The organism is Arthrobacter sp. MW3 TE3886 (assembly GCF_041262145.1).
Classification (GTDB): Bacteria; Actinomycetota; Actinomycetes; order Actinomycetales; family Micrococcaceae; genus Arthrobacter.
Window position 1 is genome coordinate 1,562,065 of record NZ_JBGCAN010000001.1, and the last position, 25,938, is coordinate 1,588,002.

General features: G+C 68.7%; 19 protein-coding genes and 1 pseudogene. 7 read left to right on the plus strand and 13 right to left on the minus strand.

Annotation, left to right across the window (positions count from 1 at the left end; all coding sequences use genetic code 11):
- Window positions 1-2: 2 nt before the first annotated feature.
- Entirely contained in the window at window positions 3-1,037 is a 1,035-nt protein-coding gene (gene cobA / locus ABH915_RS07090; RefSeq protein WP_018774642.1) for a uroporphyrinogen-III C-methyltransferase, read from the minus strand.
- Between the two features lie 2 nt (window positions 1,038-1,039).
- Window positions 1,040-3,722 (minus strand): annotated as a pseudogene (nirB, locus tag ABH915_RS07095) (nitrite reductase large subunit NirB).
- 256 nt (window positions 3,723-3,978) lie between these two features.
- On the opposite strand from nirB, the gene nirD reads away from it, so the two are divergent.
- Complete coding sequence (gene nirD, locus ABH915_RS07100; protein ID WP_370119342.1) at window positions 3,979-4,359, plus strand: nitrite reductase small subunit NirD; 381 nt, start codon at window positions 3,979-3,981, stop codon at window positions 4,357-4,359.
- On the opposite strand, the gene ABH915_RS07105 is transcribed toward nirD, so the two are convergent.
- On the minus strand, window positions 4,356-6,095 hold the full coding sequence (locus ABH915_RS07105; protein WP_370119345.1) for a phospho-sugar mutase: 1,740 nt from the start codon (window positions 6,093-6,095) through the stop codon (window positions 4,356-4,358). The genes nirD and ABH915_RS07105 overlap by 4 nt on opposite strands.
- Window positions 6,096-6,222: 127 nt before the next feature.
- On the opposite strand from ABH915_RS07105, the gene ABH915_RS07110 reads away from it, so the two are divergent.
- Window positions 6,223-6,702, plus strand: coding sequence for an Rrf2 family transcriptional regulator (locus ABH915_RS07110; RefSeq protein ID WP_018774638.1), 480 nt, complete (start codon window positions 6,223-6,225; stop codon window positions 6,700-6,702).
- 67 nt (window positions 6,703-6,769) lie between these two features.
- Here the strand turns inward: ABH915_RS07110 and ABH915_RS07115 are convergent, their stop codons facing one another.
- The gene (locus ABH915_RS07115; RefSeq protein WP_370119348.1) at window positions 6,770-7,588 is read right to left on the minus strand and encodes a purine-nucleoside phosphorylase; all 819 of its coding nucleotides are present in this window, start codon (window positions 7,586-7,588) and stop codon (window positions 6,770-6,772) included.
- Between the two features lie 107 nt (window positions 7,589-7,695).
- Here ABH915_RS07115 and ABH915_RS07120 point away from each other — a divergent pair, with 107 nt between their 5' ends.
- The 3 genes from ABH915_RS07120 (at window position 7,696) to ABH915_RS07130 (ending at window position 10,592) form a co-directional block, all read left to right on the plus strand.
- A complete protein-coding gene (locus ABH915_RS07120; protein WP_370119351.1) occupies window positions 7,696-9,111 on the plus strand; it encodes an NAD(P)H-quinone dehydrogenase in 1,416 nt (471 codons plus the stop codon).
- A 28-nt stretch (window positions 9,112-9,139) separates the two neighbouring features.
- Window positions 9,140-9,838 (plus strand): hypothetical protein, encoded by a 699-nt coding sequence (locus ABH915_RS07125; protein ID WP_370119354.1) that lies wholly within the window; start codon window positions 9,140-9,142, stop codon window positions 9,836-9,838.
- Window positions 9,839-10,046: 208 nt separating this feature from the next.
- Complete coding sequence (locus tag ABH915_RS07130) at window positions 10,047-10,592, plus strand: flavodoxin domain-containing protein (protein WP_370119356.1); 546 nt, start codon at window positions 10,047-10,049, stop codon at window positions 10,590-10,592.
- A 16-nt stretch (window positions 10,593-10,608) separates the two neighbouring features.
- Here the strand turns inward: ABH915_RS07130 and ABH915_RS07135 are convergent, their stop codons facing one another.
- Both ABH915_RS07135 and ABH915_RS07140 read right to left on the minus strand, forming a co-directional pair.
- Window positions 10,609-11,316 carry a hypothetical protein gene (locus ABH915_RS07135; RefSeq protein WP_370119359.1) on the minus strand — a complete coding sequence of 236 codons (708 nt, stop codon included), beginning with the start codon at window positions 11,314-11,316 and terminating at the stop codon, window positions 10,609-10,611.
- A gap of 76 nt (window positions 11,317-11,392) precedes the next feature.
- Complete coding sequence (locus ABH915_RS07140; protein ID WP_370119362.1) at window positions 11,393-12,031, minus strand: hypothetical protein; 639 nt, start codon at window positions 12,029-12,031, stop codon at window positions 11,393-11,395.
- A gap of 483 nt (window positions 12,032-12,514) precedes the next feature.
- Between ABH915_RS07140 and ABH915_RS07145 the strand changes: the two genes are divergently transcribed.
- Window positions 12,515-12,667, plus strand: coding sequence for a hypothetical protein (locus ABH915_RS07145; protein WP_370119365.1), 153 nt, complete (start codon window positions 12,515-12,517; stop codon window positions 12,665-12,667).
- Window positions 12,668-12,670: 3 nt separating this feature from the next.
- On the opposite strand, the gene ABH915_RS07150 is transcribed toward ABH915_RS07145, so the two are convergent.
- From ABH915_RS07150 to ABH915_RS07160, 3 genes are read right to left on the minus strand one after another with little or no spacing between them, the layout of a single operon-like run.
- Window positions 12,671-14,230 (minus strand): FAD-dependent oxidoreductase, encoded by a 1,560-nt coding sequence (locus ABH915_RS07150; protein WP_370119368.1) that lies wholly within the window; start codon window positions 14,228-14,230, stop codon window positions 12,671-12,673.
- The gene (locus ABH915_RS07155; protein ID WP_370119371.1) at window positions 14,227-16,518 is read right to left on the minus strand and encodes a molybdopterin oxidoreductase family protein; all 2,292 of its coding nucleotides are present in this window, start codon (window positions 16,516-16,518) and stop codon (window positions 14,227-14,229) included. The genes ABH915_RS07150 and ABH915_RS07155 overlap by 4 nt, the downstream gene beginning before the upstream one ends.
- Window position 16,519: 1 nt before the next feature.
- Window positions 16,520-17,911 carry an MFS transporter gene (locus ABH915_RS07160; RefSeq protein ID WP_370124960.1) on the minus strand — a complete coding sequence of 464 codons (1,392 nt, stop codon included), beginning with the start codon at window positions 17,909-17,911 and terminating at the stop codon, window positions 16,520-16,522.
- Between the two features lie 317 nt (window positions 17,912-18,228).
- Between ABH915_RS07160 and ABH915_RS07165 the strand changes: the two genes are divergently transcribed.
- Window positions 18,229-19,641 carry an MFS transporter gene (locus ABH915_RS07165; protein ID WP_370119374.1) on the plus strand — a complete coding sequence of 471 codons (1,413 nt, stop codon included), beginning with the start codon at window positions 18,229-18,231 and terminating at the stop codon, window positions 19,639-19,641.
- 101 nt (window positions 19,642-19,742) lie between these two features.
- On the opposite strand, the gene ABH915_RS07170 is transcribed toward ABH915_RS07165, so the two are convergent.
- The 4 genes from ABH915_RS07170 to ABH915_RS07185 form a co-directional block, all read right to left on the minus strand.
- Window positions 19,743-20,474 carry a glutamine amidotransferase gene (locus ABH915_RS07170; RefSeq protein WP_018774622.1) on the minus strand — a complete coding sequence of 244 codons (732 nt, stop codon included), beginning with the start codon at window positions 20,472-20,474 and terminating at the stop codon, window positions 19,743-19,745.
- Between the two features lie 96 nt (window positions 20,475-20,570).
- Window positions 20,571-22,424, minus strand: a complete 1,854-nt coding sequence (locus ABH915_RS07175; protein ID WP_370119378.1) for a biotin carboxylase N-terminal domain-containing protein — start codon at window positions 22,422-22,424, stop codon at window positions 20,571-20,573.
- 168 nt (window positions 22,425-22,592) lie between these two features.
- Window positions 22,593-23,279 (minus strand): nucleoside triphosphate pyrophosphatase, encoded by a 687-nt coding sequence (locus ABH915_RS07180; protein WP_370119381.1) that lies wholly within the window; start codon window positions 23,277-23,279, stop codon window positions 22,593-22,595.
- A 112-nt stretch (window positions 23,280-23,391) separates the two neighbouring features.
- The gene (locus ABH915_RS07185) at window positions 23,392-25,938 is read right to left on the minus strand and encodes an MMPL family transporter (protein WP_370119384.1); all 2,547 of its coding nucleotides are present in this window, start codon (window positions 25,936-25,938) and stop codon (window positions 23,392-23,394) included.

The window sequence follows — 25,938 nt, forward strand, 5'->3', positions numbered from 1 at the left end:
CCTTACGCCTCCATCAGTGATGCGGCCAGACGGTCGAGCTCCGCCGTGGCCCCGGCGCAGCCCCGGTTGGCCTCGGCCACCCGGACAACGTCCCCGATCACCAGGACGGCGGGGTTGCTGCAACCCGCGGCTGCGGAGGTGATGGTGCCCAGCTCGGCGATAGTGGTGCGCTGGCCGGGGCGGTAGCCGCGTTCGACGACCGCCATCGGCATGTCGGCGCGCATCCCGGCCCGGCGGAGTCCGGCTGCGAGGTGGTGCAGGGTGCCGATGCCCATCAGGACCACAATGGTTCCGCCGAGCCCGGCGAGGTGCGTCAATTCGTTCTCGGTCAGCGGGGCATGGCCGGAGACCACGGTGAACATGTGGCTGACTTCGCGGTGCGTGACCGGGATGCCGGCGGCGGCCGGAACCGAGATGGCGCTGGTGACTCCGGAGATCACGCGGACCGGAACCCCGGCCGCGACACAGGAAGCGACTTCCTCGCCGCCGCGGCCGAACACATAGGGGTCCCCGCCCTTGAGGCGGACCACGTTGTTGCCGGCCAGCGCGCTTTCCACCATGAGCCTTTCGATGTCGGCCTGGCTGACCTTGTGGTGGCCGGGCTTCTTGCCCACATCCACAAGCTCTGCTGAGGTCAGGGACGGCAGATCCTGGTACGGGGCGAGCCGGTCGTAGAAGACGACGTCGGCATCGCGCAGCGCGGCGACGGCGGCGACCGTGAGCAGTTCGGTGGTCCCGGGGCCGCCGCCCACCAGCGTGACGTGGCCCGCCGGACCGGCCGGGGGCTCGGCCGCCACCGGAATGCCCGTGGCGCGGCACCGGCCCAGGAGGGCCTCCCAGCCCGGCTGGCCGTCGTCGACCGCCGCCACCAGGAACGGGCGCTCGGGCAGCGGGCCGTCGATGCCCGCGCCCTGCGGGGTGCTGAGGCGGAACACGACGGCGCCGGCCGCCTCATAGCGCCGCACGGCCTGGCGTGCGGCGTGGTCCGCGCCCGTGACCAGGACTTCGCGTCCGGTGAGGTCAATGGTGAGCTGCATGGCTATACCTCGTTCTCGTCAGACAGTCCCGGGGTGGTGGCACGGACCGGAATGGAAGCCCCAATCAGGACCGGCTGCTGACCGGCCAGCGCCTTCTCCTCCGCTGTCGCGGGGCGCATCTGGCCGCGCTCGTCGGAGACGAAAGTGATCGAATCGTCTTTCTGGTCCGGGGCGTTGACGAAGGAGCGGAAGCGTCGGAGGCGCTCGGGATCCTTCAGGGTGTCGGCCCATTCGTCGACGTAGGTGTCAACGTGCTTGGCCATGGCGGCCTCCAGGTCCTCGGCAATGCCCAGGGTGTCGTGCACCACCACATCCTCGACGTGCTTGATGCCGCCGTCGAGTTCTTCCTGCCAGCGCGCGGTGCGCTGCAGGCGGTCGGCCGTGCGGATGTAGTACATGAAGTAGCGGTCGATGTACTTGATCAGGGTTTCGTCGTCGAGGTCCTTGGCCAGCAGCTGGGCGTGCGCCGGGGTGGCGCCGCCGTTGCCGCCGACATACAGGTTCCAGCCGTCGGCGGTGGCGATGACGCCGACGTCCTTGCCCCGGGCCTCAGCACATTCGCGGGCGCAGCCGGAGACACCCATCTTCAGCTTGTGCGGGCTGCGGAGGCCGCGGTAGCGCAGTTCAAGCTGAATGGCCATGGCCACCGAGTCCTGGACGCCGAAGCGGCACCAGGTGGAGCCGACACAGGACTTCACCGTGCGCAGGCTCTTGCCGTAGGCCTGGCCGGATTCGAAGCCGGCATCCACCAGGATCTTCCAGATCTCGGGCAGCTGCTCCAGCCGGGCGCCGAACATGTCGATCCGCTGCCCGCCGGTGATCTTGGTGTAGAGGCCGTACTGCTCGGCGACCGCGGCGATCACGCCGAGTTTCTTTGGGGTGATCTCGCCGCCGGCGATCCGCGGAACCACCGAGTAGGTGCCGTCTTTCTGCATGTTGGCCAGGGCGCGGTCGTTGGTGTCCTGCAGGGTGCCGCGGCCGGCGTCCAGGACGTAGGCGCTGTTCTGGCTGGCGAGGATGTTGGCGATGGTCGGCTTGCAGATATCGCAGCCGGCCCCGGTGCCGTACTTGGCCATGATCTCCTCGAAGGAGGTCAGTTCCAGGACCCGGATCGCGTCGAAGAGTTCCTGGCGGGACAGCTCGATGTGCTCGCACAGGGCCTTGGAGACCTCGACGCCGGACTTGGTCAGTTCGGTCTCGAGCAGCTTCTTGAGCATCGGCACGCAGGATCCGCAGCTGGTGCCGGCGCGGGTGCAGCCCTTGAGCTCGCCGAGTTCCTGGACGGGCGCGTTGCCGTCGCAGCTCCCGCAGCCGTTGACGGTGTCGCGGATGGTTCCGGCCGAGACGTTGTTGCAGGAACACAGGATGGCGTCGTCCGGCAGTTCGGTCTCCGGGGCGTCGCCGCCGCCGGCGGCGGTGAGGTAGGCGCCGGGCTCGGCGGCCAGTTCGCGACCCAGCATGGGGCGCAGGGACGTGTAGGGCGAGGCGTCGCCGACGAAGATGCCGCCGAGGAGGGTCTTGGCATCGTCGGTGGTGACGATCTTCTGGTAGACGCCGCGGGCGGGGTCGGCGTAGACGATTTCGAGCGCGTGTTCCGTGCGGGCGAAGGCGTCACCGAAGCTGGCGACGTCGACGCCGGAGAGCTTGAGCTTGGTGGCGGTGTCGAAGCCGGGGAAGGTCGCGTCGCCGCCGTGCAGCCGGTCCGCTACGATTTCGGCCATCGTGTTGGCCGGGGCCACGAGGCCCAGGCACATGCCGCCGAAGTTGGCGACCTCGCCGATGGCCCAGATGCCGGGAACCTCGGTGGAGCAGTCGTCGGAGATGACGACGCCGCCGCGCTGGCCGAGCTGGAACTGCTGCGGTGCGCCCTCTGCGGCCCGGAACAGCTCGTCGCGGGGCCGCACGCCGATCGCGACAATCACGATGTCGGCGTCGATGATCCTGCCGTCGGCCATGAGGACGCCGGTGACCTGGCCGTCGTCGTCGGAGAGGACCTCGGAGGGGAACACGCCGCCGTGGACGGTGAAGCCCTTGGCCTCGATCAGCCGGCCGAGTGCTTGCCCGGCACCCTCGTCCAGCTGGGTGTTCATGAGCCACGGCGAGCCATTGATGACGATCGGGGTGGCGCCGAGCTGTTCGGTGCCGGCGGCGGATTCCAGGCCCAGCAGACCGCCGCCGATGGTGACCGCGTTGACCTTCCGGCCCAGCTTCGCGGTGAGGTCCGCGATGGCCTTGTTGATGGACCAGACGTCCTCAAGGGTGCGGTACACGTGGGTGAGCTCGGCGCCCGGGATGGGCAGGCGGGCAGCGTCCGAGCCCGTCGCGACCACCAGCTCGTCATACGGATAGATGGTTCCCGCCGCGGTCTGGACGGTCTTGCCGGCGGCGTCGATGCTGGTGACGCGCTCGCCGGTCTTGAGGTTCAGGGGCCGTGTGGTCCCACATGGAAGCGCTGCCCAGGGTGAGGTCGACGTCGCTGTCGGTGAGTGCCTTGCTCAGCGCGACGCGGTCATAGGGGAGATGGGCTTCCTCGGTGAGGACGGTAACGTGCCAGCCATCGAGTCCGCGGGCGTGCATGGCATCGGCGAACCGGTGCGCTGCGGGGCCGCCGCCGGCCACCACAATGCGGCGCGGGGCGGCGCTGGTTGCGCCCTGGTTCGGGTGGCTTGAGGGGTGTCCGGTCACGGTGGGCCTTTCGCATGGGCCGCAGACGGTGCTCTGCAGCTTGTCGTCCCAGACTAGGCAACCGGAATTTCGCTTCAGTTTCCCTTATGTTTCGTGATCTTAACTTCTGCATCACGAATGCATTTCCGGCCGTGTGAGCTCTCTTTTACGCGCCGGACACATCCGGCGCGTCCGGATGAAACACCGCGGGCCTAACTTGAATATGTGGCCGCAGCAGCGGTTGAGCCCGTAAGGGATGTATCAGAGAGGGGCCGGGATGACCGCCGTACTTGAAACCGCCGTACACGACGTTGAGGACCAAATTGCTGGAGCCGCAGCCGGCTGGCACCGGGTGTGCGCCGTGGCGGACCTGGAACCCGCCTGGGGCGAGGCGGCACTGATTGCGGGCCGCCAGGTGGCACTGTTCCGCACCCTGTCCGGTGAGGTTTTCGCCGTCGCACAGGAGGACCCGGCCACCGGGGCGCACGTCATGGCACGCGGCATCACCGGATCCCGCGGGGACCGGCCCACGGTGGCATCGCCGTTGCACAAGGAGGTCTACGACCTCGCCACCGGGGAATGCCTCGGCAGCCCGGAACTCCGCCTCCCCACCTTCGGTACCCGGATTGTGGGCGGGTACATTGAGGTGCAGCTCTAGAGGCCCAGTGCCTCCCGGACGTCCGCAAGGACGCCGTCCAGGGCCGTGCGGGCCTCGTCCCGGGCTGCCGGAAGCTCGGCGGCCGAGCCGACACTGCGGATGACTTCCAGGTAGCACTTGAGCTTCGGTTCCGTGCCGCTGGGACGGATGATGACGCGGCTGAGGTCCCGGGTCAGGTACAGCAGGCCCTCGGTGGGCGGGAGGAGTTCGCTGCCCTCGGCAAGGTCCGTGACGGCCTCGACGGCGGAGCCGCCGAACGATTCCGGCGGGCTGACGCGCAGCCGGTTCATCATCGCGTCCAGCAGGCCGAGGTCCGCCACCCGGATGCTGAGCTGGTCGCTGGCGTGCAGCCCGTGCACCAGGTACAGCTCGTCCAGGGTGTCAAAGATCGTCTTGCCCTCGGCCTTGGCGGCCGCCGCGAGTTCGGCGATGAGGACCGCGGCCGAAATGCCGTCCTTGTCGCGCACCAGCGACGGGGCAACGCAGTAGCCCAGCGCCTCCTCGTAGCCGTAGACCAGCCCCGGCACCCGGGCAATCCACTTGAAGCCGGTCAGGGTTTCCTCGTGGGCGTAGCCTGCCACGGCCGCGATCCGCGCCAGCAGCCGGGACGAGACGATCGAGTTGGCGAACACGCCGGCCGGCGCTTCGCCGGCGGCGGCCTGACGCGCCACGACGTGGGCACCGAGCAGGGCGCCCACCTCGTCGCCGCGCAGCATGCGCCACGCTCCGGTGTCAGGGTCCTTCGCCGCCACGGCTGCCCGGTCGGCGTCGGGGTCGTTGGCGATCACGATGTCGGCGTCCGTGCGTGTCGCCGCCTCGAGGGCCAGATCCAGCGCCCCGGGTTCCTCCGGGTTGGGGAAGTTCACCGTGGGGAAGTCCGGATCCGGCTGCGCCTGTTCGGTGACGAGCGTGACGTCGTCGAATCCGGCGGCGTTCAGCACCGCGACGGCCGTTTCCCCGCCCACGCCGTGCATGGGGGTCAGGACAATCTTCAGCCCGCGGGCCGGGAAGTGCTCAGGAACCGCCAGTGCTGCGACGGCGCGCTGGTAGTCGGCCGCGATAGAGGGCGCCAGCACGGTCCACCCGTCCGCGGCCAGAACGATGGAATCGAGGGCGCCGACGGCGTCGATCTTCGCCGCTATCAGGGCGTCGTAGGGTGCCACGATCTGGGCGCCGCGGCCGCTCTCCTCGACGGCATGACGGCCGAGGTACACCTTGTAGCCGTTATCCTGGGGCGGGTTGTGGCTGGCGGTGACCATGACGCCGCCGTCGCAGTCCAGCGCCCGCACGGCGTAGGCGAGCAGCGGGGTGGGCAGCGGGGCCGGCATCAGGAAGGTCTCAACCCCGGCCGCGGTAAGGATCGCGGCGGTTTCCTGGGCGAAAATATCGGAGTTGTAGCGGGCGTCGTAGCCGACGACGGCGCGGGGCCGGGTGCCGGGGGAGGCCTGCTCGACGGTGTTGGTGAGGAAGGCGGTGAAACCGGCCGCGGCGCGGCGGACCACCACGCGGTTCATCCGGTTTGGACCCGGGCCGAGGGCCGCCCGCAGTCCGGCGGTGCCGAACTGGAGGGTGCCGCTGAAGCTGTCGGCCAGGTCCTGGCGGGCCGCGGCCACGCCCCCGTCGGTGAGGCGGATCAGTTCGGAGAGGGCAGCAGCGGTGGCGGGGTCCGGGTCCTGGCTTGCCCAATCGCGGGCATCGCTCAGGAGTCGGGCGAGTTCGGCATCAGAAGACGTCATGGAACCAAACTATCGCCAAACGTGGGCGATTCCTGCCCAGACAATCGAGAGTTCGGGTTTCAGTTCCATCTCGGGACCTTTCGCGGGACCTTGACACCCAAATTTCCGGACACGTAGCGTCTGGAATATGAAGATGGGCCGTGGGATCGAATGGGCCGTGCACAGTTGCGTCAACATGGCCTGGACACCGCCCGGTGAACCGGTGAACAGCGCCCGGCTGGCCGAGTACTACAAACTCCCGGCCGCCTATCTCAACAAGCAGTTTCAGTCGCTGGTCCGGGCCGGCGTCCTGGACTCGGTTTCGGGTCCCCGCGGCGGATTTCTTTTGGCGCGCCGGCCCGAAAACATCACCGTGCTGGACATCGTGCTGGCGCTGGAGGGCCAGGAGCCGGCTTTCCGGTGCGAGGCGATCCTCGGGAACGTCCCGGAGCCGGACCGGCAGGAGAACTTCGCGCGGACATGCCTCATTTCCCAAACCATGCGCCAGGCCGAACTCGCGTGGCGGCAGGCGCTGGCGCGCCAGAGCATCGCCGGGATCGCGGACTCGATGGAGCGGCGGTTCCCGGCGGACAAGGCAAAGGTCCTGGACTACCTGGCCGCGGAATAGCCGCAGCCGGGGAGTCCGGGACCTGTCGCGGGGCCACTCTCGCCCCAGAGCACGGATTCGGCCCAGATCAGAGCTTCGCGATGATCTCCGCGAGCAGCTTGGAGATGCGCGGGCCTGCGGCCTGGCCGGCCTCGAGGACTTCCTCGTGGCTCAGCGGCACGGGGCTGATGCCGGCGGCGAGGTTGGTCACGAGCGAGATGCCGAAGACCTCCATGCCCGCGTGGCGGCCGGCGATGGCCTCGAGTGCGGTGGACATGCCCACCAGGTCCGCGCCGATCCGCTTGGCGTACTGCACCTCGGCGGGGGTTTCGTAGTGCGGGCCGGTGAACTGGGCGTAGACGCCCTCGTCCAGCGAGGGGTCGACTTCGCGGGCCAGGCCGCGGATCCGCGAGGAGTACAGGTCGGTGAGGTCCACGAACGTGGCGCCTTCGAGCGGCGAGGTGGCGGTGAGGTTGATGTGGTCGCTGATGAGCACCGGCGTGCCGGGCGTCCAGTTTTCGTTGAGCCCGCCGCAGCCGTTGGTCAGCACGAGGGTCTTGCAGCCGGCGGCGGCGGCGGTGCGCACGCCGTGCACCACGGCGCGGACGCCCTTGCCCTCGTAGTAGTGCGTGCGTGCGCCCAGGACCAGGGCCCGCTTGCCCTCTTTGGTCAGGACCGAACGGATGGTGCCCACGTGCCCCACCACTGACGGTGCGGAGAAGCCGGGGATTTCGGCGGCGGACAAGGTGGCGGTGGTCTCGCCGATGAGCCCGGCGGCGTCGCCCCAGCCCGAGCCGAGGACCAGCGCGACGTCATGGGAGTCGACGCCCGTCTCTTCGGCGATGTAGTCGGCGGCGGCGCGGGCGGCGTCGAAAGGGTCCGTGTTCAGGAATTCTGTTGTACTCACCGGTACAAGTTATCGCGGCCGGCGCCCGCTGCCCAGCATGCGCGGCCGGACCCGCGGCGGCCAGGATTCTTGGTGGCTCCGGTTCGGATGGTGGACAATGGTTGATTGTGACTACGCATCCTGACTTCAGCTCACCCCGTATCGCAATTCTCGGCGGAGGACCCGGTGGCTACGAAGCCGCCATGGTCGCCGCCTCGCTGGGGGCGCAAGTCACCATCATCGAGCGTGCGGGGCTGGGCGGATCCGCGGTGCTGACCGACGTCGTTCCGTCCAAAACCCTGATCGCGACGGCAGACCTGATGACCCGCGTCGGCGAGGCCGGCGAGCTCGGCGTTAAATTCGACCTCGACGGCGGCGACTGCACCCCCACGATGCGCGCGGACCTCAAGCACATCAACGACCGCCTGCTGCGGCTGGCGCGGAAGCAGTCGGAAGACATCCAGGCCGGGCTGGAACACCAGAACGTCCGCATCCTGATCGGCTCCGGCAGGCTGCTGGACAACCACACCATCGAGGTCCTCACTTCCGAGGGCACCGAGACGGTGGAAGCCGACACCATCCTGCTGGCGGTCGGAGCCCACCCGCGCGAGCTGCCCACGGCCCGCCCGGACGGTGAGCGCATCCTCAACTGGGCCCAGATCTACAACATGGACGTGCTCCCCGAAGAGCTGATCGTGGTGGGTTCCGGCGTCACGGGTGCGGAATTCGCCTCGGCCTACAACGGCCTGGGTTCCAAGGTCACCCTGATTTCCAGCCGCGACCGCGTCCTGCCGGGCTCGGACACCGACGCCGCCGAGGTCCTCGAGGGCGTCTTCGAACGCCGCGGCCTGAAGGTGCTCTCGCGCGCCCGCGCCGAGACCGTCGAGCGCACGGACGACGGCGTCGTGGTCACCCTCGGCGACGGTTCGAAGGTGACCGGCAGCCACTGCCTGGTCTGCGTCGGCTCTATCCCCAACACGGCCGGCATCGGCCTGGAGGAAGCCGGCGTCGCGCTGACCGAGAGCGGCCACATTAAGGTCGACGGCGTCTCGCGCACCACTGCGCCGAACATCTACGCCGCGGGCGACTGCACCGGCGTGCTGGCACTCGCCTCCGTGGCCGCGATGCAGGGCCGGATCGCGATCGCGCACTTCCTGGGCGACAGCGTCATGCCCCTGAAGCTGCACCAGGTCGCATCCAACATCTTCACCTCGCCCGAGATTGCGAACGTGGGCGTCTCCGAGGCCGAGATTGATTCGGGCAAGTACCAGGCCGACGTCATCAAACTGTCCCTGCGCAGCAACGCCCGCGCCAAGATGCGCAACCACCGCGACGGCTTCGTCAAGATCTTCGCCCGCAAGGGATCCGGCACCGTGATCGGCGGGGTAGTGGTAGGCCCGAACGCCTCCGAGCTCATCTTCGCGATCTCCCTCGCCGTCACCCAAAAACTGCACGTCGACGACGTCGCCAGCACCTTCACTGTGTACCCGTCGCTGAGCGGCTCCATCTCTGAAGCGGCCCGGCGGCTCCACGTCCACATGTAGTCCTGCTGCTAAGACGGAGGCCGTAGCCATGCAGAGTCCACGCGCCATTGTTGACTCCGTGGAACAGCACCCCGGGCTGCCCTCCGGCCCGGAGGAACGTTTTGCCGGCTACGGCGTGATGGGCGTTCCGTTCAGCTCCGGCCACATCCTGGCCCTGCGGCATTTTCCGGCCTCCTCCGTCGGCCCGGGCTACAGCTCGGTCTGGATCCGTGACCCTGCGGGCATCTGGACGATGCACAGCACCACCGACCCCGGGTTCTCGTGCCCCCGCTACTTCGGCAGCGCCCTCGGAGCCGTCTCGACGGGCGGGATCTCCATCCGGTGGCGCAACGACTACTCCTTCACCGTGGAAGTCGGGGAGGGGGTGGACCTGAGCTGGGACCTGACGCTGGCGGCGACCCCGGTCACCCGGCTCCTGTCCGCCGTGTCCGGTGCCGTTCCGGACCGGTTGTGGCGCAGCCGGACGTTCCTGCGGGCCATGGGGGCTGTCGCCGGCCCGGTGCTGGGGGCGGGGCACATCGGGTTGACGGGCAGGGTGCCCAACGGGCAAAGCTTCGGTGCGCGCCCGCGCCGGATGTGGATTGTCCGCGAAAGCACAGCACACCTGTTGGGCCGAAGCCTGGGACAGGCCGCGGCCCTTCCTGTCCAGGACAGGCTCGGGGACTTCTGGATCCCGCAGCGCGGCATCTTCATGATCGGCTCATCCGTGTTCCAACCGGGAGGCTAGGACGGTGCGTTGAAAGTTCCGAGGCGCGACAGCCAGCCCGGCCGGCCAGCGGTTCGTCCAGCCATCCGGCTACTAGCGCGCTTCCGATGAGCGAAGAATCCCTGGCCGGGAATCCGGGCAGGGATTCTTCGTTTTCAGCAGTCTGGTGCATCGCCGTGCGGGGGCCTTAGACCCTACGACGCCGACCCGCACGGCTCCACACTGGAACATGGCCAAAATCTATATCCCCTACGGGACCGTCGAGGGACAAACCGCCCATATCGTGGAGTACATCGCCGAGGTGGTCCGGGCGAACGGGCACCAGGCGGAGACGGCGGACCTCAAGCATTCCCCAAACCCGCTTCCGGGCGGCTACGACGGCGTGATCGTGGCGGCCTCGGTGCACGTGGGCAAGCACGAGGGATCCGTCGCGGACTTCGTCAAGAAGAACCTCGCTGAGCTCGAACGATTGCCTTCGGCCCTGGTCTCGGTGAGCATGGCCGCACACGGAGACGAGCACACCGCGGAGGGCTACGTGGAGAAGTTTGAGCAGGACACGGGGTGGCGGCCCGCGCACGTCGGGTTGTTCGCCGGCGCCGTGCTCTATACCCACTACGGTTTCATCAAGAAGCACGTCATGAAGAAGATCGCCAGCGACAAGGGCTCCCTGGACACGGACACGTCCCGTGACTATGTCTACACCGAATGGGACGGCGTCCGGCGCTTCACGGAGGACTTCCTGGCCCAGTTGGCCGAGCCAGGAAGCCAGAAGTAGGGCTCAGCAGCAGGGCTCAGGAGTAGGCGTAGGGCGGAACGGTGTCGCCGGGGGCAAAGGGCCGGAACCAGTGCTCGAAAGCCAGGCTCCCGCCGCCGGCGCCGTCAGCGCCGCCGTTGTGGGGGCCGGCGTCGTCGGAGTACAGTGCGTTACTTTCGGCGTCCTCCAGCAGGACTTCCTCGACGGCGGCCCGCCAGTCGTCCGGGAGGTCGAGTTCGTAGATGTCCTCGGTGATTTCCGCCTGATCGAGCAGGCAGCGCACGGCGAGTTCCGCCGCGAGGCAGCCGGGGGCGGTCCAGCCCCTGACCAGGCACGCGGTGACGTCGGCTGCGACCACGATGAACTTCTGGGTGAATTTCGCGTCGCAACCGGCGGCGAACTGTGGCGGCAGCGAGGACAGGACCGAGGTCCCGGCGATGTCGGCCGGCGTGACTGCATCCAGAGCGCTGATCGTGCCGAGATCGCGGAACAGCTGGTCGATGAGGATGCTCGCCGAGTTCCACAGGAGACCGGCCAGCAGGCGGGTCTGGCCCACGGCTTTGCGCCGGTCGTCCGGGGAAACGGCGGCCATCTCGGCCAGGTCCTCGGGATCAAACTGGAGCCGCTGCTCGGCCGTCATGTCGTCCGGGTGCGGGTCGAGCCCGAGCAGTTCCAGGCTCAGCCCGGTTAGTTTCCCGGCGTCAGCCAGAAGCTCTTCGGTGATGTCGTCGTCGTCGGCGCTCATGGCCCCGATGCTACCCGCCGTTTGGCCGTGGCCCGATTTGCGTTACGCGGCCGCCTTTGGCGGCGGCGCGGCAGTCTCAGGCTGCCGCCGGGTGAATGGTTCCCGACGTCGAACCGGCCCGGGCCATCCGGACGGACAGCAGATAGGCGATCCCGCAGGCCAGGGGAACCAGGCTGGCCGCGATCAGCGATCCGACCGCGCCCGACCTTCCGATGATCGTGATCAACAGCGGCAGTACCCCCAGGGCCACCAGCAGCCAGCCAGCCAGCGCGGTAACTTTCAGGCCGAGAACGGCGGCCGGAAAAGCCAGCGCGAGCACGCTGACGGCGATGACGGGGCCGTTGTCGCTGAGGAAGGCGCTCAGGGCAGCGGGGTCGAAGGCGAGCCACACGCACGCGGCAATGAAGGCAGAAGCGAGGGCGAGCAGCAGGGGAGCGGTTGCCGCCGGCCAGAACCAGGCCGAAACCGCGAGGATGAGCATCGGCACCACCCAGGCGAGCGTCATCAGCATTCCGGTTGTTCCGCCCGGGTCCTGCATCACGAACCCGCCGATGAAGATTCCCCCGATGACGGTGAACGCCGCCATGACGGCCGCTCCGGTGCGCGTCAGCGCGGCCGCCCGCCGCTGCGGATCCTTTTCGCGGGACATGACAACACCCATCACGGCGGCGAACACAACAATCGCGCCGAGCGCCAAAATGACCGGGACGTTCATGGGGTGCCTCCTGCGCCTGAACGGAACCTACGTTCATTGCATCCCCGGCCCTCGGCTATGCCAAGGGGAGAAAGGCCCGCTTCGGGGCTAGCGGAATTGCTGAGTGCCCTGAACTCAGGACTCCCCGGTATGTGGTCATTCCGGTGGCGCTTGGAAGGTCGCTTAGCCTTAGCGGAGCGGAACTGGCCAGAGCCCTCACGGCTCAAGCGCCGCAGTGCCTAAACTGCGGGAGCAAGGCCTCTACCTCCGGGCATGTCAGGAATGCATAATGTCGCCATGTGGATCCCCGCTCTATTTCTAATTTTGGTCGTCATCGGGATACTGGTCACTTACTGGCAACTCACTCTGACAGGACTCTTCATCTGGGGGCTTGTGGCCTGGAAGAGGCACCACGCCGCCGACACACGGTCGAGCTACCCCCGGAAGCCCGTCCAGAGCCGGCCTGTGGCCAAACCGGTCCAGACCCGCCCCAGACCCAAGCCCGTGCACACCCGGCCAGAGCCCACGCCCAAGTCCAAGCCTGTCCGTGAGCTGCCGGCGCCCGCGTATCTGCCCAGATGGACTGCGAACCGCCGGCTGGAAGCCGGCCGGGAGCATGCCCAGTGGCAGAAGAACTTCGACAACGCGGCGAACTAGAATTCAGGCAGCCGCCCCCTGAAAATGGGCTTCGATGATCCCCCTGATGTCGTCGTGGCAGCCGCCGCAGCCCGTGCCGGCGCGGGTGGAGGCCGATACCTCGGGCACCGTCCCGCAGCCCTCGGAGACGGCAGAAGCAATGGCCGTTCCGCTGACGCCGGCGCAACGGCAGACCGTCCGGGCGGGGTCGGCGGCACCTGCGGAAGCGAGCTGGTCCGGTCCGTCCAGGCGCAGGAGCAGCGACCGGTCGGCGGGCAGTTCGGCACCGCGCTCGAAGAGCTGCACCAACTCCGCCGAGGTGCGCGGCATGCCCACGGCCACCAGCCCCTCCAGAACGCCCGCGCGGGTGGTCATCTTGACGTAGCGGCCGTGCTCGGGATCGGCCCACTGCGCGATCTGCAGCCGGGCCCGGCCGTTCACTGCCCCGGCCGTCAGGGCTTCCTCGTCCCAGGGGTCTGCGGACACGTCTCCGGCCACGGCCATGTTCATGCCGCGGGCCTTGAGCACGATCACGCCCGGCAGTTCCGCCGGCAGGGACGGCAACGCTTCCGCGTCGGCAGCGGCGCCGGACGCCAGCAGGGTCAGGTAGTCGGCGAGCCATTCGGCCTGCCGCCAGCCCGGGCCGACCAGCCCGGACGGGCCGCGCGCCGTCCGGCACTCCACACACTCGGGGTCCGGGCAGCGGACCTCCGCGCAGTCGCCGATCGCGAAAATGTGGGGCTCGTGGTGGGCGCGGAGCTTGTGGTCCACCAGGATCCCGGCACCGGTGGAGAGCCCGCAGCCCTCCGCCAGTTCGGTCCGCGGCCGGACACCGCAGGAGAGGACCAGGAGGTCGCCGTCGATCGCGGAACCGTCGTCCAGCAGCAAAGCGGAGAAGCCGCCGTCGGGCGCATTGTGTTCGACGCCGACCGAGCGGGCGTTGCCGGCCACCCGCACGCCGCAGTTCCGCAGGGACGCCGCGAGCACGGCGCCTCCGCCGCGGTCGATGTTCCGGCCCAGGGGATGCGGGCCGTTGTGCACCACGGTCACCGTGGCGCCTTCCTCGGCCGCGGCGAGGGCCGTCTCCAGGCCCAGCACGCCGCCGCCCAGAACCACTACTCGCTTGCCTCCCGCCACGGCCGAGTGGAGCACGGACGCGTCGCGGAGATCGCGCAGGGCGGTCACGCCCGGCGGCAACACCGGAGCGGCCGGGTCCGGGTTGAGCCCGGTCAGGTTGGGGATGACCGGACGTGAACCGGTGGCGAAGACGAGCCGCTCGTAGCCGGGCGAGGTGCCGTCGCTCAACATAACCCGCTGACGGGCGCGGTCCACGCGGCGGACGCGGACGCCCAGCCGGACATCGACGCCGTCGGCCACCAGTGCCGCCGCATCCGCGAGGGCCAGCGCGGCCGGCGTCGTCCGGCCGACGCCAAGATCCGCCACCAGCACGCGGTTGTACGCCGCCTCGGACTCTTCACCGATCACCGTCAGGTGTGCGATGCCGCTGCGCACGGCCGGCAGCAGCTCGTCAATCAGCCTCGCGGCGACGGGCCCGAAGCCCACCACCACAATCCGCTCAGTCATGAGGTCTCCTCTGCTTGAAGAACACGGGCTTGAACACCGCTGTGATTGCCGGCCAAGGGATCCAGGGAAACTGACGGCCGAATCCACACCTTGCTGGTCTTGAACTCGGGCATCCCGGAAATGGGGTCCGTGGCCGCCTCGGTGAGCCGGTTGGCGCTCCCGAGCTCCGGGAAGTGGAACGGCAGGAACACCGTCTCCGGGCGGATATCCGTGCTCAGCTCGGCCCGGCAGCTGACCACTCCGCGTTCGTTGGAAATCGAGACGTAGTCGCCGTCGGCGATCCCCTGGGCGGCGGCCGCGGCGGGGTGGAGCTGCAGCCGCGCCTCCGGCTGGGCTTCGGCAAGGGCGGCCACCCGGCGGGTCTGCGCCCCGGACTGGTAGTGCTCCATCAGGCGGCCGGTAATGAGGGTCATCGGCGTGCCGAGACGATCGGCGCCGGCGCGGTCGGCCCGCTGGTCCGCCCGGCGTTCTGCCGCGGACGTGGAGCCCGAAGAGGAAGAACGACGCCGGGGCGTCACCGGCGTGAACACGGCCCGGCCGTTCGCGTGGGCGAAGGCGTCCAGGAAGAGCCGTGGCGTACCCGCGCTCCCGGCGGGGTACGGCCAGTAGGCGGCCTCGCCGCGGTCCAGCATGGCGTAGTCGATCCCGGAGTAGTCGGCCAGGCCGCCGGAGGACGCGAGCCGGAGCTCCTCGAACACCGTTTCCGGATCCTCGCTGAAGGTGGACGGCGCGTGCAGCATTTCGGCCAGCCGGGTCATGATCCACAGCTCACTGCGGACACCGGGCGGGGGAGTGAGGGCCCGGCGGCGGCGGAGCACGCGGCCCTCAAGGTTGGTCAGGGTTCCTTCTTCCTCGGCCCACTGGGTCACCGGCAGGACCAGGTCCGCCTCGGCGGCGGTCTCGGAGAGGAAGAAATCGCACACCACCAGGAAGTCCAGGCTGCGCAGGCCCGCGATCACGGCGTTCGCATCCGGGGCGGACACCGCCACGTTGGCGCCGTGCACGAAGAGGCACCGGACGCCGTCGGGCTGTCCCAGGGACTTCAGGAGTTCGACGGCGGGGAGGCCGGGGCCGGGAATCAGGGGTTCGGGCACGCCCCAGACCGTGGCTATGTGGGCGCGTGCGGCGGGGTCGGTGATCTTCCGGTAGCCGGGGAGCTGGTCCGCCTTCTGGCCGTGTTCGCGCCCGCCCTGGCCGTTGCCCTGGCCGGTGAGCGTGCCGTAGCCGCTGCGCGCGGAGCCCGGCAGGCCCAGCAGCAGGGAGAGATTGATGGCGGCCGTGGCGGTGTCAGTGCCGTCCACGTGCTGTTCGACGCCGCGGCCGGTGAGGATGTAGCTGCCGCCCTTGCGGGCGCCGTCGGCCAGCCGCCGGGCGGTTTCCCGGATCAGCCCGGCGGGCACGCCGGTGATCGACTGGACCCGTTCGGGCCAGAAGCTGGCGACGCTGCGGAGCGCGGCGTCGTAGCCGGTGGTCCGGTCCGCGATGTATCCGGCGTCGGCGAGGCCCTCGTGGATCACCGCGTGGGAGATGCCCAGGAGCAGGGCGAGGTCGGTGCCGGGCAACGGCTGCAGGTGCAGCCCGCCGCCGTCGGACGTAAACGCGGCGGTGGCGGAGCGTCGGGGGTCGACGACGATCAGCCCGCCGGCGTCGCGGGCCCCCTGGAGGTGCTGGACGAAGGGCGGCATGGTCTCGGCAACGTTGGAGCCGAGCATCAGGATGGTGCTGGCGGTGTCGAGGTCCGCGAGCGGGAACGGGAGCCCGCGGTCCAGGCCGAAGGCGCGCATGCCGGCCGCGGCGGCCGAGGACATGCAGAACCGCCCGTTGTAGTCGATCCGTGAGGTGCCCAAAGCCAGCCTGGCGAACTTGCCCAGCTGGTAGGCCTTCTCATTGGTGAGGCCGCCGCCGCCAAACACGCCGACGGCGTCAGCCCCGTGCTCGAGGCGGGCCCGCTTTACGGCGGAGACGATCCGCGTGAGGGCCTCGTCCCAGCTGACCGGGCGGTGGACGCCGTCGGCGCCCTTCAGCAGGGGCTCCGTGACGCGGCCCGGGTGGTCCAGCAGCGAGGCGGAGGTCCAGCCCTTGCGGCACAGGCCGCCGCGGTTGGTGGGGAAGTCGCGTCCGGCGACTGTCAGGAGCGGCGCGGACGTGGGGGCGGTGTCGGGCGCCGGCGTGGCCGGTACGGGGTCTGACCCCGGCTGGACAGCCGGGGTCAGAGCCGCTGGAGATGTGAGCGTCATGGCGCACTGCAGGGCGCAGTAAGGGCAGTGCGTGTCGGCGCTTTTGGTCATGTTAGACGTGTCCCATCGCGTTTCGGTTGGCGTTGCGGATGTAGCAGAACCAGCAGACCACCAGCATCAGGACGTAGGCCCCCACGAATCCGTAGAACGCCGAGGTGTAGGAGCCGCTGGCCGTGTTGGAGGCGTTGAGGACCTGGGGGATGATGAATCCGCCGTAGGCGCCGATGGCCGAGATCAGGCCGAGGGCCGAGGACGCGAGCCGCTGGGTGGTGTGCGTGCTGGCTCCGGAGCGGGCGGCCCGGCTGGAGGTGGCGAAGATGATCGGGATCATGCGGTAGGTGGCGCCGTTTCCGAAGCCGCTGGCGGTGAAGAGGAGCAGGAACAGGAAGAGGAAGAGCCAGAAGTTCTTCAGCGGCAGGGTCCAGAGCATGGTGAGGGTGATGACGGCCATGGCGGCGAAGGCTGCGACGGTCATGCGGGCGCCGCCCATCCGGTCTGCCATGCGCCCGCCGTAGGGGCGGGCCAGGGATCCGACCAGCGGGCCGAGGAAGGCCAGGGACAGGGCCACGGCGCCGACGGAGATCGAGGAGAATGCCGGGAAGTAGTCCTTGATGAGCTTGGGGAAGACGCCGGCGAAGCCGATGAAGGAGCCGAAGGTGCCGATGTACAGCAGCGCCATGATCCACAGGTGCGGCTCTTTGATCGCGGCCAGCGAACCTGCGACGTCGCCCTTGGCGCTGGTGAGGTTGTCCATGTACTTCCAGGCACCGAAGGCCGCCAGCAGGATCAGCGGAACCCACATGAACCCTGCGACGGGCAGGTTCACGCTGCCGGCTGCCAGCAGCGTGATGGCGATCGGCACGGCCAGCTGTGCGACGGCGGCACCGAGGTTTCCGCCGGCGGCGTTCAGTCCCAGGGCCCAGCCCTTTTCCCGTGCGGGGTAGAAGAAGGTGATGTTCGCCATCGAGCTGGCGAAGTTGCCGCCGCCGAATCCGGCCAGCGCGGCCACGAACAGCATGACGCCGAACGGGGTGGCCGGGTTGGCGACGCACAGGCCCAGGCCGATCGTCGGGATCAGCAGCAACAGGGCGGAGACGATGGTCCAGTTGCGGCCGCCGAAGCGGGGAACCATGAACGTGTAGGGGATCCGGAGCGTGGCGCCGACGAGGCTTGGCATGGAGATCAGCCAGAAGATCTCGTTGGTGGAGAACTTGAAGCCGGCGGAGGGAAGCTGGACCACCACGATCGACCACAGCTGCCAGACCACGAAGCCCAGGAACTCGGCGAAGATGGACCAGTTCAGGTTGCGCCGGGCGATCGAGCGGCCGGCCGACTCCCACTGTTCCTTGTTTTCCGCGTCCCAGTTGGCGATCCAGCGGCCGGGCCGGTGGTCGAGGGTAAGGGTGCCGCCGGTACTGGCGGCGCCGACCTCTGCGGTGCCGATTTCGGCGGTGCGTTCAGCAGTCACTTGGGAGACCTCCTTGGGGGTGATGTCCTTCAAAGGTAGGGACGCCGCGTTTCCGGGACGGACGCGGTTTATTAACGCGCTGTGACTTTTGCCTATCGGGGCTTTTATGACGGTGTGAGAATAGGTGTGACGACCACCACGTGAGACGGCGACACGAAGTCCAAATGACGGACTATTTGTCCACTGAATGGACGGTGGGACCTATTATCAGACGTATACGAATCCCTAGCCGGCGGCCCCGGGCATCGGGCTCTAGGGGAATATCCGACCGGTCTTCATGAAAGCGCTACTACATGTCATCCACTGCAACCTCCGCGGAGCATGGGTCCACCAAGCAGGTGAATTCGCGCGGCCGCGTGATTGTCGCGAGCCTGATCGGTACCACCGTCGAGTTCTATGACTTCTACGTTTACGCCACCGCGGCTGTGCTCGTCTTCCCGAAGCTCTTCTTCCCCGGGCAGAACGAGACCACCCAGCTGCTGGCATCCTTCGCCGTGTTCGGCGTGGCGTTCATCGCCCGCCCTCTCGGCTCGGTGGTCTTCGGCCACTTCGGTGACAAGTTCGGACGCAAGGGCACGCTTGTGGCCTCGCTGCTGACGATGGGTATTGCCACCTTCCTGATCGGCTGCCTTCCGACGGCGACCGTCCCGGGCTGGGAATTCTGGGCCCCGGCCCTGCTGGTCGTGATGCGCTTCGCCCAGGGCCTGGCGCTCGGCGGCGAATGGAGCGGCGCGGCCCTGCTCGCCACCGAGAACGCCCCGTCGAACAAGCGCGCCATCTACGGCACGTTCCCGCAGCTGGGTGCCCCGATCGGCTTCATCATCGCCAACGTGATCTTCCTGGTCTTCAGCTACGCCCTGACGCCGGACGCCTTCATGGCCTGGGGCTGGCGTGTACCGTTCCTGCTCAGCGCCGTCATGGTGGTCATCGGCCTCTACGTCCGGCTCAAGCTGATCGAAACCCCGGCCTTCACCAAGGTCATCGAATCCAACGAGGTCGCCAAGCTGCCGCTCGCCCGGGTCTTCAAGTCCAGCTGGCGCAAGCTGATCCTGGGCACGTTCATCATGCTCGCCACCTACGTGCTCTTCTACCTGATGACCACGTTCACGCTGACCTACGGCACCCGGGCCTCCAGCCTGGACGCCGCGAAGGCCGCAGCGGAGAAGGCCGGCAAGCCGATGACCGAGGCCGCCGCCGCCGCATTCGTCCCGGGCCTGGGCTACACCCGCAACGACTTCCTCTGGATGCTGATCGCCGGCGTCGTATTCTTCGGTATCTTCACGCTGGTCTCCGGCCCGCTGGCCGAGAAATACGGCCGCCGCAAGATGCTGATCGTTGTAACTTTCGGCATCATCGCCTTCGGCCTGCTCTTCGTTCCGCTGTTCAGCGCCGGGTTCGTGGGCACCATGGCCCTGCTGATCATCGGCTTCTCCCTGATGGGTCTGACCTTCGGGCCCATGGGTGCGCTCCTGCCGGAGCTGTTCCCGACGAACGTCCGGTACACCGGCTCGGCCATCAGCTACAACTTCTCCAGCATCCTGGGTGCGGCCGTCGCCCCGTTCATCGCCGTCTGGCTCTGGGAAATGGGGAAGGGCAGCCCCGGGCTGGTCGGTGTCTACCTCGCCGCCATGGCGGTGCTGACGCTGATCGCCCTGTTCGTGAGCAAGGAAACCCGGGACCTCGACTACACCAACAACGTGGCCTAACGTCCGTTCCCTATTCCTGACGGGAGAAGCCCGGTGTGTTCAGTGAACACGCCGGGCTTCTTCGTTCGCAGGCGGGGGCAGCGGGCGGGGCAGCGGGGGGCTCAGCGCGCGTAGCGCTGCACGAAGTTCCGCAGGATTTTCATCGGTTCCGTCGCGGTGAACTGCCGGGCGTCGGCCATGAGCATTTCGGCCGATTCCGGCGGGAAGTAGCCGGCGTGGCGGTAGATGTCGATCCTGGTGACGAGCCCTTCGGCATCGAGCTCGGGGTGGAACTGGGTGGCGTACAAGTTGGTCTTGATCCGGAACATGTGCACCGGGCAGGCGGCCGAGCTCGCCAGCAGCACCGCATGGGAGGGCAGCACGGTGCAGGCTTCCTTGTGGCCGGTGAACGCCGTGAAGCTCTCCGGCAGCCCGCGCAGGAGGGGATCCTGCAGCCCCTCCGCCGTCAGTTTGATGGTGACGCCGCCGAGGCCCTCGCCGTAGGTCCGGTCGATCACGGCGCCCTGGTGCAGTCCAAGGGTGCCGACGCCGTAGCAGGCGCCGAGGAACGGGAAGTCCTCGGCCACGATCCTGTCCAGCAGCCCGGCGAGTTCGCGCTCCACCCGGTGCTGGGTGGCGCTCTTGTGCTCGGCAGGGTCGCTGGAGGTGAACGGACTGCCGCCCACAATGACGCCCGAATAGTCGGACAGTTCCAGCTCGGGCAGCGGGGCGGCTTCCATCCGGATCCTGTGCAGCTGCTCCGGCTGGAGTCCGCAGTAGCGAAGGTAGGCGCGATATTCGTCCTCGGCGGCGGTGTCTTCCGCGCGCGAGGCGAGGAGCAGGAATGGCTTCACACCCCAAGTCTCTACTGGCCGGTCACGGAGGCGCCAGAGGCGCGCCCGCGACCGGCAGTGGCGGTTACCGTCCGCCGTCGCCGTACTGTGAGCCGCTTACTCCGCGGCGCCGTCCTCGATCATGGCGATGATGGCGCCGGCGGACACGGTCTCGCCGGCCGCCGCGGCGAGGCCGATGACGATCCCGGCGCGGTGGGCGGTGAGTGGCTGTTCCATCTTCATGGCCTCGAGCACGACGACGAGATCGCCCTCCGCGACCGTGTCACCTTCGGCGACGGCCACCTTCACGATGGTCCCCTGCATGGGGGAGGTCAGGGCGTTGCCGCTTGCGGCCGCGGGTGCGCCGCCGCCGCGGGTGCGCTTCTTGGCCTTGGCCGGCTTGGCGCCTGCGGCGTTGCTGATCGAGCCCAGCGATGCCGGCAGCACGACTTCCAGGCGCTTGCCGCCGACCTCGACGACGACGCGCTGGCGGTCACCGGCGTCGGCCGCATCAGCCTCGGTGCCGGCCGGGGTCCAGGCCGGAATGTCGTTGACGAAGGCCGTCTCGATCCAGCGGGTGTGGACCTTGAAGGGGCCCTCGGCCGGAGCGAAATCGGGATTGGAAACCACCGCGAGGTCGAAGGGGATGACGGTGGGGATGCCTTCGACCACCATTTCCTCCAGCGCCCGCCGGGAGCGCTGCAGGGCCTGGGCGCGGGTGGCGCCGGTGACGATCAGCTTGGAGAGCATGGAGTCGAAGTTGCCGCTGATGACATCGCCCTGCTCCACGCCCGAATCGACGCGGATACCGGGACCGGTGGGGTTCAACAGCCGAGTGATCGTGCCGGGGGCGGGCATGAAGTTCCGGCCCGGGTCCTCGCCGGTGATGCGGAATTCGATCGAATGGCCGCGGACTTCCGGGTCGCCGTAGCCGAGCTCCTCGCCGCGGGCCAGCCGGAACTGTTCGCGGACGAGGTCGATCCCGGTGACTTCCTCGGAGACGCAGTGCTCCACCTGAAGGCGGGTGTTGACCTCGAGGAAGGAGATGGTGCCGTCCTGGCCGACCAGGAATTCGCAGGTGCCTGCGCCGAGGTAGCCGGCCTCCTTGAGGATGGCCTTGGAAGATTCGTAGAGCCGGCGGTTCTGTTCCTCGGTGAGGAACGGGGCCGGGGCCTCCTCGACGAGTTTCTGGTTCCGTCGCTGGAGCGAGCAGTCGCGGGTGGAGACCACCACGACGTTGCCGTGGGCGTCGGCCAGGCACTGGGTCTCGACGTGGCGCGGGGCGTCCAGGAAGCGCTCGATGAAGCACTCGCCGCGGCCGAAGGCGGCGGTGGCCTCGCGCACGGCGGATTCGAAGAGTTCGGGGATCTCTTCGCGGGTGCGGGCCACCTTGATGCCGCGTCCGCCGCCGCCGAAGGCCGCCTTGATGGCGACGGGCAGGCCGAACTTGTCCACGAAGTCGAGGATTTCCTCGGCGGATTCGACCGGGTCGGCGGTGCCGGGGACCTGTGGGGCGCCGACCTTCTCGGCGATGTGGCGGGCCTGGACCTTGTCGCCCAGGGCAGAGATCGCCTCGGGGGACGGGCCGATCCACGTGATGCCGGCATCGATCACCTTGGCGGCGAATTCGGCGTTCTCGGCCAGGAACCCGTACCCGGGGTGGATGGCGTCCGCGCCGGACTGGCGGGCGACGTCGATGATTTTGTCCATCACCAGGTAGGACTCCGCGGCGGTGTTGCCACCGAGCGCGTAGGCCTCGTCCGCGAGCCGGGCGTGCAGCGCGTCGCGGTCGGGGTCCGCGTAGACAGCCACCGAGGCGATGCCTTCATCGCGGGCGGCGCGGATGATGCGCACCGCGATTTCTCCGCGGTTGGCGATCAGCACCTTGGTCAGCCGGCGGATGCCCGCGGCTGTAGATGACTGCGTTGATCCCGGCACGGTGGGTGCGGACTGCTCCGAATTTGCTGACAAGGCGTCTCCTTCTTTCCTTCAGGGAGCCTAGCGCGGTTTTGAGGGTTCCGCCGATATTACTTGCGGATTCCGCGCGTATACGGCCCTTCCTTTGTAGGGTTGCCACAAAGGGCGGCGAATTGGCCCACTCCGCCCCGCTCAGTCTTTCCTGCGGCACCCATTCCGTCGTTACTCGGCGCGGACGTCCGCCGGGTCCACGGCCCCGCCGGTCCAGAGCTCGGTGATCCCCACGTTCGCCTGGCCGAGCAGGGCCCGCAGGGTGGAGATGGAGAGCCCGACGACGGTGTGGGGATCGCCGTCGACCTTGCGGATGAACGCCCCGCCGTAGCCGTCGATCGTGAAGGAGCCGGCGCACTGGAGCGGCTCGCCGGTGGCGATGTAGGTTTCGATTTCCTCGGTGCTCATTTCCATGAAGTGCACCTCGGCCGAGGACACCGAGCCCAGGGTGGCGCCGGTGCCGCGCGCGTCGCCGTCGCCGTCTTCTGTGTCGGTGTCAGTGTCGCGGCAGTCGACCAGCCAGTGGCCGGTGTGCAGGACGCCCATCCCGCCGCTCATGCGCAGCATGCGCTCCCGGGCGATGTCGGCCGTGTAGGGCTTGCCGTGGGCCTCGCCGTCGAACTCGAAGACCGAGTCGCAGCCGATCACGATTGCGCCGTCCGCCTCGGGCAGGGACGCCACGGCCTCGGCCTTGGCCCGGGCAAGCAGCAGGGCCGTGTCATGCGGATCCGTCACGCCGTAGCGGGCCTGCACGGCGTCCTCATCCACGTCCGAGACGAGGACCTCGTGGGCGATACCGGCGTTGTGGAGCAGCTTGGTGCGGGCGGGGGACTGGGAGGCAAGAATGAGGCGGGTCACGGCTCCAGCCTAATCCACCGCAACAAAGCAACGCGGGGTCACTTAGCGCCCATCCGGAAGGGATTAATGGGCGCTAGGTGACCCCGCGTTGGTTTAGTGAGCGGCGGCAGCGTCAGCGTGCGGCGACCTCTTCGGGCTCGGGCTCGCTGTCGGCTGAGGCTGAGGCTGAAGCCCCGGGCCGGAGCTTGGCGCCCTCGACGTCGACGTCCGGCAGGATCCGGTCCAGCCAGCGGGGGAGCCACCACGCCTTGTCGCCGAGCAGGTACATCACGGCCGGGACGATCGTCATGCGGACCACAAACGCGTCCACCAGGACACCGAAGGCCATCGCGAAGCCCAGCGGCCGGACCATGTTCAGGTGCGAGAAGATGAAGCCGGCGAACACGCTGACCATGATGATGGCGGCGGCGGTGACCACGGACGCGGCATGGCTGAAGCCGGTGCGGACGGCGTGCCTGGCGGATTCTCCGTGCATGAAGGACTCACGCATGCCCGAGGTGATGAACACCTGGTAGTCCATGGCCAGCCCGAAGAGCACGCCGATCAGGATGATCGGCAGGAAGCTCAGCACGGCGCCCGGGTTTTCGACGCCGAACACTGTCCCCATCCAGCCCCACTGGTAGACCGCGACGACGGCCCCGAAGGCGGCCGCGAGCGAGAGCAGGAACCCGCCCGTGGCCAGCAGCGGCACCACGATGGAGCGGAACACGAGCAGCAGCAGGATCAGGGACAGCCCGACGACGATGGCCAGGTACGGGGGAAGGGCATCGCCGAGCTTGGTGGAGACGTCGACATTGCCGGCCGTCTGCCCCGTGAGCCCGATGCTGACCCCGGTGGATTCCTTGATGCGGTCCTTTTCGGCGCGCAGCTCGGAGACCACCTGGACCGTGCTCGCGCTGGCCGGGCCCTCCCGGGGGATGACCTGGAACACCGCGGTGCGGCGGTCCTCGCTCAGGGCCACCGGAACGGCGGCTGTGACGTTGCCCGTGCCGCGGAGGATGTCGGCGACGTCGAGCTGCTTGGTCGTGGCTTCGTCCGCGCTCAGGCCGGCCGGGAAGTCGCCCACCACCACGATCGGGCCCGTCATGCCTGCGCCGAAGCTGCGGCCGGTGACGTCATAGGCCTTGAACGCCTGCGACTCCACGGGTTCGGACCCACCGTCGGGCAGCGCGAGCCGCAACTGGCTGGCCGGCAGCGCCACGATGCCCAGCAGCAGGACACCGGCCAGCAGTGCCAGGACCGGGTGCCGGGTGACGAGTCCGCCCCAGCCCTGTTGGCTGCGGCGTTCGTCCCGGGCACGGTCCGCGCTCTCGTGGCCGGGGGCGGCGTTGTGCTTTTCCGCCTTCGCCCAGGCCCGGCGGGAGATCAGCCGGGGTCCGATCAGGGACAGCACGGCAGGGGTGAGGGTCAGGGCGACGACGACGGCGACTGCCACCGTCGCGGCGGCGGACAGGCCCATCACGGCCAGGAAGGGAAGGCCCGGAATGACAAGGGCCGCGAGGGCAATGATGACGGTCAGGCCGGCGAACAGCACCGCGTTGCCGGAGGTGCCGGTCGCGAGGGCGACGGATTCCTCGCCGTCCATGCCGGCCAGGAGCTGGCCGCGGTGCCGGTTGACGATGAAGAGGGAGTAGTCGATGCCGACAGCGAGGCCCAGCATGAGCGCCAGCATCGGGGAGATGGAACTCATGTCGACGGCGCCGCTGAGGGCGAAGGTGCCGCCGACGCCCACTGCCACACCGACCAGGGCCATCAGCAGGGGGAGCCCGGCTGCGATCAGGGTTCCCAGCATGACGATGAGCACCAGCGCCGCGATGGCGATGCCGAGGATCTCGGAGATGCCGAACAGCTCCGAGACGTCCTCCGTGATTTCCTTGCTGGCCAGGGCGGTCACTCCGGCAGAGGAGACCTCGTGGGCGATGTCCTGGACCTGCTGGCGCACAGCGGGAGCCAGCCCGTTGATCGAGGTCTTGAACTGGACCTGGGCGATTGCCGCTGTGCCGTCCTCGGACACGAACCGCATGCCCTGCGAGGCCTCCAGCTGACGCTTGGCCAGGGCGAGCTTGGCCGCGCCGGCCTCGAGTTCCCTGGTCCCGGCGTCGAGCTTTTCCTGGCCCGCGGCGAGGGCAGCCTTCTGCTGGCCAAGCTGGGCGTCGATGGCCTCGGCAGACATGCCGGCCGCAGACATCTGCTGCTCGGCCGCGCCCAGCTGGGCCTTGCCAGCAGCCAGCCGGGCGGCCGACGCATCCAACTGCGCCCGTCCCGCGGATGCCTGCTGCTCGCCGGCGGCAAGGTCCGTCACGGCCTTGTCCAGCTGGGCCTGGGTGGCGAACGGGTCCACGGTGCCCTGAACGTCGGGGAGGGCCTTCAACTTGGTCAGCGCAGCCGAGACCGCGTCCTTGCCGGCCTGCGTGAACTGGCCGTCCTGCGACTCGAACACGATGCCGGCCGAGCCGCCGGCGGACTTGGGCAGCTCCTGCTTAAGCTTGTCCGCCATCTGCTGGGTTTCAGTGCCGGGGATCTGGAAGTTGTTGGACATGGTGCCGTGGAAGGCCGCAGCCGCGCCGCCGACGGCCACCAGGACGGCGAGCCAGAGGGAGATGACGAGCCAGCGGTGGCGGTAGGAGAACTTGCCGAGACGGTAGAGCAACAGGGCCAT